The sequence below is a fragment of the Halocalculus aciditolerans genome (genome assembly GCF_014647475.1).
In the GTDB taxonomy this organism is placed as follows: domain Archaea; phylum Halobacteriota; class Halobacteria; order Halobacteriales; family Halobacteriaceae; genus Halocalculus; species Halocalculus aciditolerans.
This window is the reverse complement of the sequence record NZ_BMPG01000003.1, coordinates 162,138-178,738: the sequence shown is the minus strand read 5'-3', so window position 1 is coordinate 178,738 and position 16,601 is coordinate 162,138. Positions and strand designations below refer to the sequence as shown.

Below are 16,601 nucleotides of genomic sequence, written 5' to 3'. Positions count from 1 at the left end.
AACCACTAGAAGATCGCTCCGTCTCACTCTTCATCCTTATCTGAACACCGCCTGGAGCGAGAGCGGACACCGAGCGAGCTGATGGAGCTCGATATTCGACTTCACCTGTCGAAACCATCACCTTCAAGCATATAATCAAAACTCGAAAAGTTCGACATCGAACGGTCGCGAAAAGCGATTCACGACTAGGTACAGAAATCCAATCACAGCCAGCTAGCGACGTGAGTCCGGATCACATCGCGCTTAACGAGACGGTGAGCCGAATTATTGGTCAGAGAATCTGGTTGTACACCGCCGCCGCTCCCGGGACGAGAAAAATCCGCCACATGAGGGTGTTTACGACGACTTCAACGGTACTGACACAGCAGTTTCTGCGAGAGCTTCGTGAGAAACGTGACGTCACAGACGCCGCGTTCCTCGTCGATCACGCCAAGCATCGAGCGGCTGCACTGCATCGAGCAGGCCTCCGATGTCAAACTATTCGCCATGGAAATCGGAACGCCGTCAAACGTGTCCTTAGAGAAATAAAACGGCGTACTTCCTCGTTCATCGATAGTTTCGGCCACGTCGATCCAGAGACCGCAGAAACGTGGTTGCAGGCCTTCGCCGTCTGGTGGAACTCGCTAAACTAAACACGACCATCGAAGACTATCACACCTCTAACGAGCCGTCCTTTGTAGGGTCTATATGACGCGCCACTCGACTCGTAATCCTCTATCAGTGACGCGATGGAGGCCGTCTTTCGGAACGTCGTCGACGACCGAGAACCGAACGGTCTGCTTGATGAGCCCGTTCTCAGGGTTATTCTGCCGGATTGAACGGACCGCACTCAGTGGATTGCAAGCGAACGCGACCGTTAGCCATGACACCGCACACGCTCTTGAGCAAATAGAACAACTCTACAACGAGACACATACAGAATTCGTCGAATGGACCGATGAGACGGGTGTTCGGAGTTTGAACGACACGACTCCGGGACTGTTCTGTTCATGGTACTCTTTCGGAGTCCCCAAGACGAATTCGCCGCGAAGAGAATCCCAACCCACACAAGATCACCGTCCTCCTCCAGCACAAGTAGACCGTCGAGTGAGATTCCCCTCCACCGCAAACGACGAGGTCATCCTCTCGAAAAGAGATCGACCGCCTCTTCGTTACGATCGGCGAACTGCTGGTTTGTCAGCTTTCCCCGTCTGACCCCCTAGTCGAGCGTCACTTGACCTGCTTCCTGGCCGAGTTGTTGGACTGGCGGCGCGACCTGAATGACGTGTATCACTCGTGTACTACCGGCTCCGCACTCGATCCGGTTGTTTTCTAGGTCGAATGAGACCCGTTCGTTGTGGTAGCCTCGGCGTTCGAGCTGCCGTAATTTGTCTCGGTCGCCGATCGACCAGCAGATGATCTTCGAGATGCTCTCGAGTGGCCTGTCCTCCGTGAAGTGGTCTGTCAGCTGCCGATGTACGGAGCCGCCGTAGCGGTTCCCGCTCCGCTCGATGACGGGATTCGCGTCTCCTCCTGGGTCGAAATCCTTAACGGTAATCGTGGGCTTCGCGCCGAGACGATTCGACTGATCGAGGGCCAGTACGACTTCGGCCTTATTAGACGGTTCGAGGTGGTCGCGAGCGGTAATCTGCTCGACGCGGTCCTCGATGAAGTTCTGTTGCGATTTCGCCTTCGGGTTCAACTCGGCGACGCGGCGTTGATCGAGTACTCTTTGAACCACGGGTCGCTCGTGATCTTCGAGAGGGAGTAGCTCAGTTGCTTTTCGATCGCTTGGTAGATCGGACTCGACTTGTTCCGGATCTTCTCGCGGTTCGCCGAGAGCACGATGTCCTGGGGGTTCGCAACGAAGAGGAGGTGGATGAATTCGTTGCCACGAGGATTGCTTCGTTCGATCGTTCGACCTCGATGTGGTCTTTCGCGAGCCAGATCCCGAACTGAGCGGAGTGCCGGCCGTACGTCGGTAGCTCGTCGCGTGCCTCCTTCCCGCCGACCATCCCAACGATCTGGACGGTCGTCGTCCCACCACTATCGGCCGTGACTTCGAGTTCCCGTGGCTCGTAGTGCTTGCACATCTCCGCTTCCGGTAACTGTCCATCACCGGGTTCGAGCTGTTCGGCTTCAGTCTCTGGTTCTTCGGTCGGGGTCACCGGAACGTGCTCGTGCCGTATATAGGACACCGCGTCTTGGGGGTCGGATGACCCGCGCTCCTTGACACTGAAGGTGTATTGTTCCGATCCGTCTCGGTGAGTATCGTCGTCGAGAAGAGGCTGCCACGATGCTCCGCGCCCGTCACTTCGGTTGCGGGGACTTCGATGAACGTATCCTCCGGCGCTTCACCGATAACGAAGGACACGCGCTGGTCGGTAACGACGGCGATTGACCGATACTCGCTCCCCGATGTTACTGACCGAGATTCGCCTGCGTCACGGGATTCGATCATCACTCCGCTGGAACGGTTGACGAGGGAGGGAGTGGATCTGTTCGCCTTCTTTGAGCCGATCGGACACCGGCGGCCCAGCGAGATACTTCTTCCCGAATAACCCACTCTGCTCACCGGTGAACGCCTGTTTCGGTATCTCCCCTCTGGCGTCCGTGAGCAGTATATCAGCATTAGATTTCATCGTGAGAGAGTATTCTACGGGGATTATGTCACCATTGGGTGAGACGGGTATCGATACCAAATATTGGCTTGCCATTACTCGCAGATAGTTTCCTCACTCGCTCACAGACAGACCATCACTTAAAAACCGAAACTCGACGGGTCGAACCGTCGTCCTTCCCGTTAGTCTCCTTGTAACCCCGCTTACTCTTCGGTGTAGTTGGGGCGCTCGGCGTAGTCGATTGGGTCGCGGACGCCGATGTTCTGGAAGGCTTGGAGGCGGAAGGCACAGGCGTCACACGTCCCACACGCAGGCTCTTCATCGCGGTAGCACGACCAGGTGTGCTCGTAGGGAACGTTGAGTTCGGTGCCTTTCTGGGCGATGTCGGTCTTGGACCAGTCGACGAAGGGGGCTTCGATGCTGATGTCGGTGTCGTCCTTGGTGCCGACGTCGACGACGGTCTGGAAGGCGTCGAAGAATTCGGGGCGGCAGTCGGGATAGCCGGAGAAGTCCTCGGAGTGCGCGCCCGTGAAGACGGCGTCGCAGTCGTTGGCTTCGGCGTAGGAGGTCGCCATCGCGAGGAGGTTCGCGTTCCGGAACGGCACGTACGAGGTCGGAACGTCGTCGGCGTCGAGGTCGGCGTCCTCGACGGCCATCTCGTCGTCGGTGAGCGAGGAGCCACCGATCTTCGAGAGGTGGTCGGTGGTGAGGTGGAGGAAGTCCGCGGCGTCGAAGTAGTCGGCCTGTGCCTTCGCACACTCGTACTCCTTGTCCTCGGTGCGCTGGCCGTAGCTCGTGTGGAGCAGGTAGAGCTCGTACCCTCGTTCTCGGGCGACGGCGGCGGCCGTCGCGGAGTCCATCCCGCCGGAGGCGAGGACGACGGCGCGCTTCGCGGGGCCGTCGGACGAGTCAGCGGTCGATGCAGCGGAGCGTTCGGTCGCGTCGAGCGCGTCGGTCGAAGTCATCGGGAATCAGATCGCGTCGGCGCGGTTCGGATTCCGAGTTCGAGTCGGCGTCGAAGTCGATGCGCCGGGCGGTCCACGAGACGTGCGCGTCGCGGGAGAGAACCCATGACGGGGGTTCCTCGAGCCGCCACATAGGAGTATCGAACGAATACCCAGAGCGTATCGAGGCGGAGAGGGCGAACGATGCGCAGCAGGGCGACGCGGGGCGACAAGGCGAGAACGAGGCGAGGCGAAGCGGAACGGAGCGAGACGAGACGCGCCGAGGGGACGGGGGCGTGGTGGCCGGGGTGCCGGGACCGTGAAGGTATTGGCGTCGGAGGGGAAACCTCGGGTCGAAACGATGTCCGATGCGCCGTCGATCTCGCGCGTGCTCGACCGGGTGGCGGAGGGGGCGACGGCCGAGGCGGTCGCGGGGCTGTCGGCGTACGAGTCTGCGGACGTCGAGGCGCGGCGGGACGCCGTGCAGGCGCTCTCGCGGGCCGCCGAGGACGACGCGGGCGCGGTCGCGCCGCTCGTCGACGCGCTGACGGCGTTCCTGACGGACGACGAGCGGTCCGTGCGGTTGACGACGGCGAAGACGCTCGTCGCCGTCGCCGAGGCCGACCCGGAGGCGGTCGAGGACGCGGTGCCGGCGCTGGCGGCGCGACTCGCGGACGAGGGCGAGTTCTACTACGTGCGCGCTCGCGCGGCGGAGGCGCTGGGGTACGTCGCGCTCGCCGCGCCGGAGGCGGTATCGCCGGGCGTGCTGGCGGATTTCCGCGTCGGCCTCGAGTTCGACGAGCGCGAGGTCCGCGAGCAGTTGGCGAAGGCGCTGGAGCACGTGGCGCTCGGAGACCCGGAGCGACTCCGCCACCGGGTGTCGTCGCTCGCGGCGCACCTCGACGACGGCGCGGACCGCGTCCGCTACCACCTCTGTTCGGCGTTCGTCGTCGTCGGCTGCGCGTCGCCCGACGCGCTCGCGGACGCGCGGGGAGCCCTCGTCGAGCGGTTGGACGACGAGCGCGCGCACGTCCGGGGGCGGGCGGCCGAGGCGCTCGGGGTGCTCGCGCGTGACGCGGGCGAGTCCGTGCCGCGCGAGCGGTTGAAGGCGCTCGGAGACGCCGACGGAGAATTCCTCGCCGAGCGCGCGGCGTTCGCGCTGAATGCGGACGCTGGCGGCGCAGGCGAAGCGGGGGGCGTCGGGACGGTGGCGGGGGTTCGGGAGACGACGGCGGCGGCCGTGGAAGCGATGACCGCGCCGGACGACGAGCACGCGTGTCAGCACTGCGGGCTGGCGCTCCCGGAGCGCGGGCCGCCGGTGTGTCCGCGCTGCGGCGCGCCGAACGGCCCCGTTTAGGGTGGCCTAAAATCCGGAAGGGTTTTGTTCGATTAGGCGAGCCTAAACCCATGGTAGACGACGCCGGTCGCGACATGACGACGCGTAGAGACTACGTCAAGTACGGCGGAAGCATCCTCGGCGGCGCGCTCCTCGCGGGCTGTTCGGGCGGTCAGAGCGCGGACCCGACGGCTGAATCGACGACGACCACGACGACCGCGAGTGAGTCGACGCCGACGCCCGCCGAGAGTTCGTACACGGTGACGATGGCACCGATGGGCGAGGTCGAGTTCGAGGGCGTTCCGGAGACGATTTTCACGCGGCTCACGCACCTCGCGGGGATGGCGTTCGCGCTCGGCCGCGGGAGCGACGTGAACGCGCTGCACGCCCCGGACTACTACGACGCGCTCTGGAACCAGTTCACGCCGCGGCTCCCCGGCGTCGAGCTCGACTGGACCGGGCGGTACTCCTCGTGGAACGTCTCGAAGGAGAAGCTCTACGAACTCGACAGCGACGTCCACCTCGCGGACCCGGCGAGCGTCCTCGCGCTCGACGAGTGGGGGATGGGCGACATCGAGGAGATACGGGAGAACGTCGCGCCGTGGTTCGGGAACACGTTCAGTAACGCGCACAAATCGCCGCCCGAGGCGTACGCGGACCGCTACGAGTACTACACGCTCTGGGAGCAGTTCGAGAAGGTCTCCCAGGTGTTCAGAGAGGAGGCGAAGTACGAGGCGCTGGCCGAGATTCACGACGACGTCATGGCGACCGTCGAGGCCGACCTCCCCGCGTCGGACGCTCGCCCGGGCATCGTCATGGGCGGGTTCAGCGACCCGAGCGCGCCCTACGTCTACAACGTGGACACGCCCGGCTACCTGACCGCGCACGTGCGGCCGTTCCAGCCGGTGGACGCGTTCGGCGACGACGTGGAGTCCGGCGCGCGAGTCGACATGGAGGCGCTCGCGGAGGCGAACCCGGACGTCATCCTCGTCTTCGGCGGTCTCCACCCGAGCACCGACATATCGGAGATTCGGTCGTCGCTCGAAGACGACCCCGTCGGCTCGACGATTCCCGCCGTCGAGAACGGCCGCATCTACCCGCAGGGCGGCCGCTACCAGGGCCCCGTTCTCAACCTCTTCCAGCTGGAGATGACGGCGAAGCAGCTCTACCCCGACACGTTCGGCGAGTGGCCGGAGTACGCCGAGGGACCGTATCCGGAGCTTCCCGAGAGCGAGCAGTTCTTCGACCGCCAGCGCGTCGCGGACATCATCAACGGGGAGTTCGAGGCATGAGCGCTACAGCTTCCGGCGACGAATTTGTCTCCATCAAGTGTGAGAGCGAGGCGGCGCGCGCCGAGGGGGCCGACTGATGAGTGAGACACCGCCGGCGGAGACGCAGAGTTCGGACGCCGGTTCGGGGTCCCTGCGGGAGCGCTGGCTCGGCTGGTTCGACGGGTCGCTCTTCGCGCTCTGTCTCGCGAGCGTGCTCGTCGTCGTCGCCGGCGGCCTCGTGCAGGTGAGTTTCGGCGCGTACACGATGACGTTCTTCCGGGCGTGGGGCGCGGTCTTCGACCCGAACGTCGTATTGAGCGCGAAGGCGTGGGAGGCGTTCTTGCTCGGCGCGCCGACGCCGGAGATGGCACAGGAGAGCCTCATCGTCTGGAACATCCGGCTGCCGCGGGTGTTCGTCGCGGTCTTCGTCGGGATGAACCTCGCCGTCTCGGGCGCGATCTTCCAGGGCGTCACGCGGAACGAGCTCGCGAGCCCGTTCATCCTCGGCGTCTCCTCGGGCGCGGGCCTGATGATTCTCCTGACCCTCGTCGTCCTCTCCGGGATCACCATCGTCGTGCCGTTCGTCTTCGGGACGCTCGTGCTCGGCATCTCGTCCCTGCTGCCCGTCATCGCGGCGGTCGGTGGAATCGTCGCGTTCCTCATCGTCTACGCCATCGCGTGGAAGAACGGCACGAGCCCCGTGCGGCTCGTGCTCGCCGGCGTCATCGTCGGGACGGTCTTCAGTTCGCTCCAGACGGGGTTGTTCTTCTTCGCGGACGATATCGGCGTGGTCCAGTCCGCGATTTCGTGGACGACGGGGTCGCTGACGGGCACTGACTGGGAGCAGGTGCGGATGATCCTCCCGTGGAGCGTGCTGGCCATCGGGCTCGCGCTCGTGAGCGCCCGCCAGTTGAACGTCCTCCTGCTCGGCGAGGAAACGGCGAAATCGCTCGGGATGGACGTGGAGAAGATTCGGTTCGCGCTCTCCGGCGTCGCCGTGCTCGCGGCGGCGGCGAGCATCGCGGCGGCCGGCATCGTCGGCTTCGTCGGCCTCATCGTCCCCCACCTGGTCCGAAACATCGTCGGGAGCGACTACAAGAAGCTCGTCGTCGGCTGCGTGTTCGCCGGCCCGGCGCTCATGGTCGCCGCCGACGTCGGCGCGCGCCTCGCGCTCAGCCCCGTCCAGCTCCCGGTGGGCATCGTCACCGGGCTCGTCGGCGGCCCCTACTTCCTCTACCTCATGCGGCGGAAGCAGAACATGGGCGCGCTCTAACCGGCTGACGGGGTGACCGGTCGACCGCCCCACTCGCGTCTTTTTGGCCCGCCTAAAAACCGAAGCACTGATAGTATTTTAGGCGAGCCTAAAACGTATGTCGGAGGACGACACGAAACAGCGCGGAAGAGATAGCGTACCGACGCGCAGAGAGTACGTGAGATACGGTGGCGCGCTCGCCGCCGGCGGCCTGCTCGCCGGCTGTTCGGGCGCTTCGTCGTCAGAGACGCCGACGACGACAGAGCGATCGGCGGATGAGACGACGCGGGCGGCGAACCCCTCGTACACGGTCGAGATGGCCCCGGTAGGCGAGGTGACGTTCGACGCCGTCCCCGAGCGCTGGGTCGCCTACGACGGCGGCTACGCCGACATGGCGGTCGCGCTCGGACAGGCCGACGGCCTCACGGGCGTCGGCGGCGCGAGCCGCTACTACACGGGCGTCTACGACGAACTCCCCGGCGTGAGCGTCGACCGCGAACGGATCGAATCCCACCCGGAAGTCCGAACGAAAGAGGAGTTCTACGAACTCGACAACGACGTCCACCTCTACGACCCGAACATGCTCGTGAACTGGTTCGACTGGGACGACGCGGACGTCACGGAGATCCGGGAGAACGTCGCACCCTTCGTCGGCAACCTCATCTTCCGGCGCTCCGACGAGTGGCACGACTACCGCTACTACACGCTCTACGAGGCCTTCGAGAGAGTCGCCGACGTCTTCCAGGAGCGCGAGCGCTACGAGGCCTTCAAAGCCTACCACGACGAGTTCGTGTCCGGGCTTCGAGAGCGCCTCCCGCCCGAGAGCGAGCGGCCACGCGTCTTCCTCACCTTCGAGGGGACGGACGAACCCGAGACCTTCTCGCCGTACCGGCTCGACGACGCCGGGACGAGCAAGAAGCAGTGGCGTGACCTCGGGGCGCGCGACGCGCTCGCCGACACCGACATCGAGAACCTCAGCACGACGAACCGCGGCGAACTCGACTACGAGACCCTCCTCGAGATCGACCCCGAAGTCATCCTGATTCGCGGGCACGAACGCGACAGCGTCACCGAGTTCCGCGACACCGTCCTCGCGTACATGCGCGACCACCCCGTCGGCGGCGAGCTCACCGCCGTCCAGAACGGCCGCGTCTACCGCGGCGGCTACCTCTTCCAGGGCCCGCTCCAGAACCTCTTCCTCACTGAACGCGCCGCCCAGCAGCTCTACCCCGGCGAGTTCGGGAGCGTGATCGACGGCGAACAGCTCTTCGACCGACAGCGGGTGGCGGACATCGTCACCGGAGACTTCGAACGATGAGCGACGACACCACTCGGCGAGAGTACGTGAAGTACGGCGGCGCGGTCATCGGTGGGGGACTGTTCGCAGGATGTTCCAGCCGATCGACCGGTGACTCGACGCAGACGGCGGAGACGGCCCAGGCGACCGGGCAAGAGAGCGAGACGACCTCGACGACGGCATCGAATTACACGGTCGAGCTATCGCCCGTCGGCACGGTCTCGCTGGAAGAGCCCCCGACGAACGTGTTCACCCACTTCCCGTGGTTCCCGGACATGGCCAGTGCGCTCGGTCAGGGTGAGACCATCAACTACCTCTGGTGGGACGGGACCGTCGCGGGTCTCGAGTACTTCACCGCCGGGTTCGACGACTTCGAGATCGAGTGGGCGGACAAGGCGGGGGAGTACGGCTTCGCGAAGGAGCAGCTGTACGAACTCGACAGCGATCTCCACCTCGTCGACCCCGCGTGGGTAACCACGGAGGACAATTGGAACCGAAGCGACATCGACGAAGTGTCGAACAACGTCGGGCCGTGGCTCGGCAACTACTACAGCAACTACCACGCCACGCCGCCGGAGGAGTGGGCCGACGGGTACGAGTACTACTCGCTGTGGGAGTTGTTCGAACGCGTCGCGACGCTGTACGGGGAGCGAGAACGGTACGAAGCGCTCGCGTCCGTCCACGACGACCTGCTCGGGACCGTCGAAGAGGGGCTGCCACCGGAGTCGGAACGGCCGACCGTCGCGTACCTCTCCCTCAGGGAGGACCTGGCCGACATCTACCGACTCCGACTGAACGCTCCCGGCTACTGGAACTCCCACACCCGGCCGCTCGGCGCGATCGACGTATTCGGCGATGCGGGGTTAGAGGGTCCGTTCAAGCGAATCGACATGGAGGCGCTGCTGGACGCCGACCCGGACGCGATTCTCGCACTCTGGACGGTCACGGAAGAGGTCGATTTCGAACAGATGGAGCAGAATCTGCGAGACGACCCCGTGGGAAGCGAGTTGGCCGCCGTGCAGAACGACCGGGTGTACGTGCAGGGGACGCGCTGGCAGGGACCGTTAATGAACCTCTTCCAGCTCGAGATGACGGCCAAGCAGCTCTATCCCGAGCAGTTCGGCGCGTGGCCCACCTACGAGAACGGCGACTCCTATCCGGAGTTCGCCGAAGACGAACAGCTGTTCGACCACCAGCGAGTCGCGGACATCATCAACGGAGACTTCTGACGATGACGAACGACGAGACGACGAGACGTGACGCACCGAGCCGACGTGACTACCTGACGTACGCGGGCGCGCTCGCCGCCGGCGGCCTGCTCTCCGGCTGTTCGGGCGGCGGCGGGACGGACGAGACGACGGCGACGTCGACGGCGACGCAGTCGAGCGAAACGAGCACGACGGCGGGCGACTCGTACTCGGTGGCGATGTCTCCGGCGGGAGCGGTCGAGTTCGAGGCGGTGCCCCAGAACGTGCTGGCCGGCTCGACGAACTACCTCGACATCACGGCCGCGCTCGGACACGGCGACGCGGCGAAATCGACGTCGCGTCCCTCGACGTCCACGCCCTCGCTGAAGTACTACTACCAAGCGCTGGGCGTCTCGACGGACTGGCTGGACGACCTGAAGCGGGCGGGGAGCTACAAGAAGGAGACGCTCTACGAGCTCGACAGCGACGTCCACTTCGTCGACCCCGCGTACCTCGACACGCTCGACGGGTGGAGCCAGCCCGACATCGACGAGGTCGCGGAGAACGTCGGTCCCTTCTTCGGGAACATGTACAGCCGGAAGCACCGCGACCCGCCGGAGGCCTACAGCGACTCCTACCAGTACTACACGCTCTGGGAGATGACGGAGAAGTACGCCGAGGTCTTCCAGGAGCAGGCGCGGTTCGACGAGCTGAACGCGCTTCGAACGGACCTGCTGGACCACATCGAATCGAACCTCCCGTCGAAAGCGGAGCGGCCGACCGCCGCGATGGTGTACCCGCGACTCAAGAAGGATTCGTTCTACGTGCAGACGTTCAATCACAAGGGGTACTTCTACGCGCACACGCGCCCGATGGGCGCGGCGGACGTCTTCGCGGACGTCCAGCGGGGCGAGTACGGCGGGAAGCTCGTCGATTACGAGGCGATGCTCGACCGCGACCCGGACGTCATCCTCATGAACCACGGCATCTCGTCGTACTACGACGTTCCCGAGACGAAGCACGCTATCCGAGACGACAGCGTGGGGTCGCAGCTGAGCGCCGTGCAGAACGACCGCCTCTACGCGTCCGGGAACCCCCGCCAGGGCCCGATTATGCACCTCTTCCAGCTGGAGATGACGGCGAAACAGCTCTACCCCGACGTCTTCGGCGCGTGGCCGGGCTACGACGGCGACACCTATCCGGAGTTCCCCGAGAGCGAGCGGCTCTTCGACCGACAGCGCGTCGCGGACATCATCAACGGAGACATCTGAACGTGAGTGACAACGACGAGCGGACGACAGACGCACCGACGCGGCGCGACTACCTGAAGTACGGCGGCGCGGTCGCGGGTGGCGGCTTGCTCGCGGGCTGTTCCGGCGAGGGATCGAACACGACGCGAGCGGCGACGAAGTCTACGACCAGAGCTGGGACGAGCGGTTCGAGGGGGTCCTACTCGGTGACGATGTCGCCGGCAGGCACCGTCGAGTTCGACCAGCCGCCGGAGAGCGTGTTCACGATCCTCGTCCATCACACCGATATGGTCGTCGCGCTCGGTCACGGCGACGCACTCAACGCGATGTACAGTCCCGCCAACTTCGAGGGTAACTACGACAAACTCCTCGAACGACTCGACGGCGTCTCGGTCGACTGGTCGGACCTCTACGACTCCTGGAACCCCGATAAGGAAGTCCTCTACGAACTCGATAGCGACCTCCATCTGACCGACCCGGCGTACGTCTCGACGATGGACACGTGGGATACCGCGGACGTCGAGGAAGTCCGAACGGCGGTCGCGCCGTGGTTCGGAAACGCGCTGAGTCGGAACCACAGCGAACCGCCGGCGGACTGGGCGGACCAGTACCAGTACTACACGCTCTGGGAGATATTCGAGAAGGTCGCGGAGGTGTTTCAGGAGCGGGCGCGGTACGACGCGCTCTCGAACGCCAAGGCCGCGCTCGATTCGACGGTCGCGTCCGGTCTCCCGGCCGAAGACGAGCGTCCGCGAACAGCCCGTGTGATGATGTCTCCGGACCTGGACTCGATCTGGGTCTTCCACATGGACGGTCCCGGGTTCATCCGTTCGCACACGCGTCCGTTCGGCGTCGACGACGTGTTCGCGGACATCCCGGAGGCGGAGACAATCGGCTTGGAGGCGCTCGCCGAAGCCGACCCGGAGGTCGTCCTCGTCGAGAACGCGTTCGCTCGGGCGGACGATTGGCGAGCGCAGAAGCAGAACCTCCGCGACGACCCGGTCGCCAGCGGGATTTCCGCGGTGAAGAACAACCGGGTGTATCCGCTCAGTGCCCGGTACGGCGGCCCGATTATGAACTTCTTCCAGCTCGAGATGGTCGCGAAGGAGCTCTATCCCGAGCAGTTCGGTGCGTGGCCGGACTACGACGGCGGTCCGTACCCCGACTTCGCGGAGTCCGAACAGCTCTTCGACCACCAGCGGGTGGCGGACATCATCAACGGAGATCTCTGACGATGACGAACGACGAGACGACGGGACGCGACGCACCGACGCGTAGAGAGTACCTGACGTACGCGGGCGCGCTCGTGGGGGGTGGGCTCATCGCCGGCTGTTCGAGCACGTCCGATCCGGACGAGGCGAGCGGAACGACCGAATCGACGGCGGCGGACGAGACGACGACGGAGGGCGAGGCGGCGGCGTCGTACGCAGTATCGCTGTCGCCAGTTGGGACGGTCGAGTTCGAGGAGCCGCCGGAGCGCGTGATGGTGTACAACCTCCTCTACGCGGATATGGCGGTCGCGTACGGCTACGGCGACGCGGTGAACTCCCTCGGGTTCAGCACTGAGGTCGCGGGCGCGCTCGACGCGTTCTACGCGCGCCTCGACGGCGTCGACTTCGACTACAGCGACATCGAACAGCTCAACTCGGGATCGGGCGGCGGTATCACCGTCGACAAGGAGTTGTTCTACGAGTTGAACTCGGACCTCCACGTCGTCGACCCGGCGCTCCTCGTGTCCTTCGACGGCTGGGAGGTCGCGGACATCGAGGAGGTGTCGGAGAACGTCGCACCGTTCTTCGCGAACAACTACAGCCGACGGAACACCGAACCGCCGGAGCCCTACGACGAGGGGTACGAGTATTACACGCTCTGGGAACTCTCGGAGAAGCTCGCAGAGGTGTTCCGGGAAGCGGAGCGGTACGAGGCGCTCGCGGCGATTCACGACGACGTCGTCTCGACGATACAGGCGAACCTCCCTCCGGAGTCGGAGCGCCCCACCGTCGCGTCCGTGCTCTACATGGGGGAGACGTTCTATCCGGCGAAAGTCAACGAGTCGGGGTTCGCGACCGCGCACACGCGGCCGCTCGGCGCGTCCGACGCGTTCGCCGAGAGCGACGTCTCCTACCAGACGTCCTACGACTTCGAGACGCTGCTCGACGTCGACCCCGACGTCATCCTCCACCGCTACGGCTACTCCTACTACGACGTGTCCGCGATCCGCGAGCAGGTCGCGAGCCACTCCGTCGGCGCGAAGCTCGCGGCCGTCGAGAATGACCGATTCTACGCGGGCGGTAACCCCCTGCAGGGGCCGTTGATGAATCTCTTCCAGCTGGAGATGACGGCGAAACAGCTCTATCCCGACGTCTTCGGCGCGTGGCCGGGCTACGACGGCGGCCCCTACCCGGAGATTCCCGAGAGCGAGCGGCTCTTCGACCGTGACGAGGTCGCACGCATCGTCACCGGCGACTGACCCGACTGTTCGAACAGAAGCCTGAGTCGTCTTTCGCTCTGTCGCTCGCATCGGAGAGCGACGGCGTTCGCGGTGAAACACCCGCACCCGAGAAGGATTAGAAGGGGCTAATTTTGGAGTTCGGTAGGTAGTATTTTGTAGTTAGGGTCGTAAGCGTGTGTCGTGATGAGTTACTACGCACGCTTCGACGGTGGCTCGGGCCGCCGTCCGCAGTTGGCGAGGTGGTCGACGTGACCGCCCCGCTCCAGTTCGGCGGGCTGTCGCTCGCCGACGCGCTCGATATTTTCGTGTTCTCCGTTCGCGACGGCTTCGTGCAGGTGAGCGCGTTCGTCGCCGTCACCGTCCTCGTCTTCAGCTACATCCAGTATCGGACGGGCGGCCGTATCGTCTCCTACCTCGAACGGAACGAGCGCATGCAGCCGCTCGCCGGCGCGCTCCTCGGCCTGACGCCCGGATGCGGCGGCGCGATTATCGCGATGCCGCTCTACATCCGGGGGTCGGTGAGTTTCGGAACGGTCATCGCCGCGCTCGCCGCGACCGCCGGCGACTCCGCGTTCGTCATTCTCGCGCTCGCCCCCGAAGCCGCCGTCTACGCCTACGGGCTCGCGTTCGTCGCCGCCGTCGGCTTCGGCTACGCCATCGACGCGTGGGGGCTCGGCGTCGGGCGCGTCGACCGCGCCGTGAGCCGACTCGGCCGCCCCGTCACCGACGGCGGGTTCGCGACGGCGAACGTCGCCAGCGGCGGGCCGAGCGTCCCGCACTACGAGATGGACGACGCCCACAGCCACGCGGAGAGCCAGAGCGAGGAAACCGCGCTGGCGCGCGTCGCGACGGTGTTCAGTCACGGCGTCCACGTGCTCTGGTGGGCCGTCGCCGTCGCCGGCCTCGTCGCCGGCGTGCTCTACCTCGCGCGCGGCGCGCCCGACGTCCCGCTCGCGTTCGACGCGACCTTCTTCGGGCTGTTCACCGTCGCCGGCCTCGTCGGCACGACCGCGTCCTTCTACCTCCACTTCGTCGGCCGGAAGTTCATCGGCGAGGGCGCGGCGGGCCGCGTTCGCGACGACTTCGCGAGCGCCTACGAGACCTTCCAGCACGCCGCGATGGAGACGAGCATGGTGACGGTGTGGGTCATCGTCGCCTACCTCGTCTACGAGTACAGCGTCGTCCTCTTCGGCATCGACATCGCCGCGCTCGCCGCGGCCGCGGGCGTCCTCGCCCCCGTCGGCGGCGCGCTCCTCGGCCTCATCCCCGGCTGCGCGCCACAGATCGTGTTCGCACAGCTCTACGCCGAGGGCGGCCTGCCGTTCTCCGCGCTCACCGCGAACGCCATCAGTCAGGACGGCGACGCCCTCTTCCCCCTGCTGGCCATCGACCTGAAGGCCGCCATCGTCGCCACCATCTACACGACGATTCCCGCGCTCGTCGTCGGCGTGGCGCTCCACTTCGTCTGGCCGTACAGCCAGTTCGGTTTCGGGGTGCTCTGAATGTACGACCGCATCCTCGTCGCGACCGACGGCAGCGAACACGCGCTCGCCGCGGCGCGAGAAGCCCTCGGACTCGCCGAGACCCACGACGCCATCGTCTACGCCCTCTACGTCGTGGAGACGTCGACGAGCTGGCTCGCCGTCTCGAAGAACGAAGTCACGGACGCCCTCCGCGACGTCGGCATCGACGCCGGGAAGACCGCCCTCGCCGACGTCGAATCCCTCGCCGCCGACCGCGACGTCGACCTCGTCACCGAGCTAGGCGAGGGGTCGGCGGACGAGGAGATTCTCGCGTACGCGGCGGAAATCGACGCCGACCTCGCCGTGATGGGGACGCACGGCCGCGAGGGCGTGCGCCGCCGACTCGTCGGGAGCGTCGCCGAGCGCGTCGTCCGCGACGCCCCGATGCCCGTCCTCACGGTCAACGCACAGGACGCGTAGAGACACCGGACGTGGAGAGCGCGCACGGTCGGCGGCGAGTTCTCGCGGGCTGACGACAACGTTTATGTTCTTTTAGGCGAGCCTAAAGACGTGGGTGGTTCAGCGACACGACGATACGACGTGGTCGTCGTCGGCGGCGGCCCCGCGGGAACGGCAGCGAGTATCTGTACCGCGCGAGACGGCCTCGACACCGTCGTTTTCGACCGCGGCGACGCCTCCCTCGACCGCTGTGCGTTCGTCGAGACCTACCCGGGGTTCCCGGGCGGTGTCGACGTGGAGACGCTGCGCGCGCTCTTCGTAGACCACGTCCGCGCTGCGGGCGGCGACGTCGTCGCGGAGACCGTCAGCGAGGTCCGCGAGCACGCCGATGGCTTCCGGGTCGAGGCGGAGAGCGGGCGGGTGGTCGTCGCGGACCGCGTCGTCGCGGCGACGACGCTCGACGGCGACTACCTCCGCGGTATCGCCGACGAAGACGAGTTGTTCACGACGCACGTTCGAGAGACGGGGACGCACGAGCGGGTCGACGGGTCGTACGCGGACGCCGACGGCCGCACGCCGATAGACGGGTTGTTCTTCGCGGGGGGCCTCGCAGACCGCGGCGACCAGGTGTTGCTCGCGGCGGCGGACGGGATGCGCGTCGGCCGCGAAATCGTCCACGAGGCGCGCCGCGAGTTCGGCTACTGGGAGGCGGCGCTCCCGCACATGGACTGGCTGCGCCGCGTCCCGGGGGACGCCGCCGACTGGGAGGAGGAGCGGTCGTGGGAGGAGTGGTTCGAGTACCACCGCCTGCCGGACGACCACGATATCGACGCGGCGCGTCTCGAACGCGTGAAGGAGCGGGAGTTGGCGTTCGTCGCGGCGGCCCGCCTCGACGACGCGGAGATTACGCGACGGGCGGCGGCCGGACAGCGCCGGCTGGCGGCGCACCTCGACGACGACGCGCTTCTCGATGCGGTCGACGACGAGCGGCTGTGCGAGTACGTCCGCGAGCGCGACCTCGTCTGACTCAGGCGGTGACGGCGGCTGTCCGGAGAGAAAGAACTATGTGTTTTAGGCCGACCTAAAACGT

14 protein-coding genes and 1 pseudogene are annotated in these 16,601 nt (G+C 65.7%); 12 read left to right on the top strand and 3 right to left on the bottom strand.

Annotated features, from left to right (window positions below):
* Positions 1-12: 12 nt before the first annotated feature.
* Positions 13-632 (top strand): annotated as a pseudogene (locus tag IEY26_RS11910) (IS6 family transposase).
* A 566-nt stretch (positions 633-1,198) separates the two neighbouring features.
* On the opposite strand, the gene IEY26_RS11905 reads toward IEY26_RS11910, so the two are convergent.
* The 3 genes from IEY26_RS11905 to queC form a co-directional block, all read right to left on the bottom strand.
* On the bottom strand, positions 1,199-1,681 hold the full coding sequence (locus IEY26_RS11905) for a hypothetical protein (protein WP_188979234.1): 483 nt from the start codon (positions 1,679-1,681) through the stop codon (positions 1,199-1,201).
* Positions 1,678-1,824: a hypothetical protein gene (locus IEY26_RS11900; protein ID WP_188979232.1), complete on the bottom strand. Its 147-nt coding sequence runs from the start codon at positions 1,822-1,824 to the stop codon at positions 1,678-1,680. The genes IEY26_RS11905 and IEY26_RS11900 overlap by 4 nt, the downstream gene beginning before the upstream one ends.
* A 979-nt stretch (positions 1,825-2,803) precedes the next feature.
* Positions 2,804-3,565 carry a 7-cyano-7-deazaguanine synthase QueC gene (gene queC / locus IEY26_RS11895; RefSeq protein ID WP_188979230.1) on the bottom strand — a complete coding sequence of 254 codons (762 nt, stop codon included), beginning with the start codon at positions 3,563-3,565 and terminating at the stop codon, positions 2,804-2,806.
* 340 nt (positions 3,566-3,905) lie between these two features.
* Here queC and IEY26_RS11890 point away from each other — a divergent pair, with 340 nt between their 5' ends.
* From IEY26_RS11890 to IEY26_RS11840, 11 genes are all read left to right on the top strand, one after another.
* Positions 3,906-4,901 (top strand): HEAT repeat domain-containing protein, encoded by a 996-nt coding sequence (locus IEY26_RS11890; RefSeq protein WP_188979222.1) that lies wholly within the window; start codon positions 3,906-3,908, stop codon positions 4,899-4,901.
* A 50-nt stretch (positions 4,902-4,951) separates the two neighbouring features.
* The gene (locus IEY26_RS11885; RefSeq protein ID WP_188979219.1) at positions 4,952-6,172 is read left to right on the top strand and encodes an ABC transporter substrate-binding protein; all 1,221 of its coding nucleotides are present in this window, start codon (positions 4,952-4,954) and stop codon (positions 6,170-6,172) included.
* A gap of 76 nt (positions 6,173-6,248) precedes the next feature.
* Positions 6,249-7,424 (top strand): FecCD family ABC transporter permease, encoded by a 1,176-nt coding sequence (locus IEY26_RS11880; RefSeq protein WP_188979217.1) that lies wholly within the window; start codon positions 6,249-6,251, stop codon positions 7,422-7,424.
* 97 nt (positions 7,425-7,521) lie between these two features.
* Entirely contained in the window at positions 7,522-8,721 is a 1,200-nt protein-coding gene (locus IEY26_RS11875) for an ABC transporter substrate-binding protein (RefSeq protein WP_188979215.1), read from the top strand.
* On the top strand, positions 8,718-9,929 hold the full coding sequence (locus tag IEY26_RS11870) for an ABC transporter substrate-binding protein (protein ID WP_188979213.1): 1,212 nt from the start codon (positions 8,718-8,720) through the stop codon (positions 9,927-9,929). The genes IEY26_RS11875 and IEY26_RS11870 overlap by 4 nt, the downstream gene beginning before the upstream one ends.
* A 2-nt stretch (positions 9,930-9,931) precedes the next feature.
* On the top strand, positions 9,932-11,158 hold the full coding sequence (locus IEY26_RS11865; RefSeq protein WP_188979206.1) for an ABC transporter substrate-binding protein: 1,227 nt from the start codon (positions 9,932-9,934) through the stop codon (positions 11,156-11,158).
* A gap of 191 nt (positions 11,159-11,349) precedes the next feature.
* Entirely contained in the window at positions 11,350-12,369 is a 1,020-nt protein-coding gene (locus tag IEY26_RS11860) for an ABC transporter substrate-binding protein (protein ID WP_394354831.1), read from the top strand.
* A gap of 2 nt (positions 12,370-12,371) precedes the next feature.
* The gene (locus IEY26_RS11855; RefSeq protein WP_188979204.1) at positions 12,372-13,607 is read left to right on the top strand and encodes an ABC transporter substrate-binding protein; all 1,236 of its coding nucleotides are present in this window, start codon (positions 12,372-12,374) and stop codon (positions 13,605-13,607) included.
* Positions 13,608-13,837: 230 nt separating this feature from the next.
* Entirely contained in the window at positions 13,838-15,091 is a 1,254-nt protein-coding gene (locus tag IEY26_RS11850) for a putative manganese transporter (protein WP_229774078.1), read from the top strand.
* Entirely contained in the window at positions 15,092-15,532 is a 441-nt protein-coding gene (locus IEY26_RS11845; RefSeq protein ID WP_188979203.1) for a universal stress protein, read from the top strand.
* Positions 15,533-15,622: 90 nt separating this feature from the next.
* Entirely contained in the window at positions 15,623-16,537 is a 915-nt protein-coding gene (locus IEY26_RS11840) for an FAD-dependent oxidoreductase (protein WP_188979202.1), read from the top strand.
* Positions 16,538-16,601 lie beyond the last annotated feature (64 nt).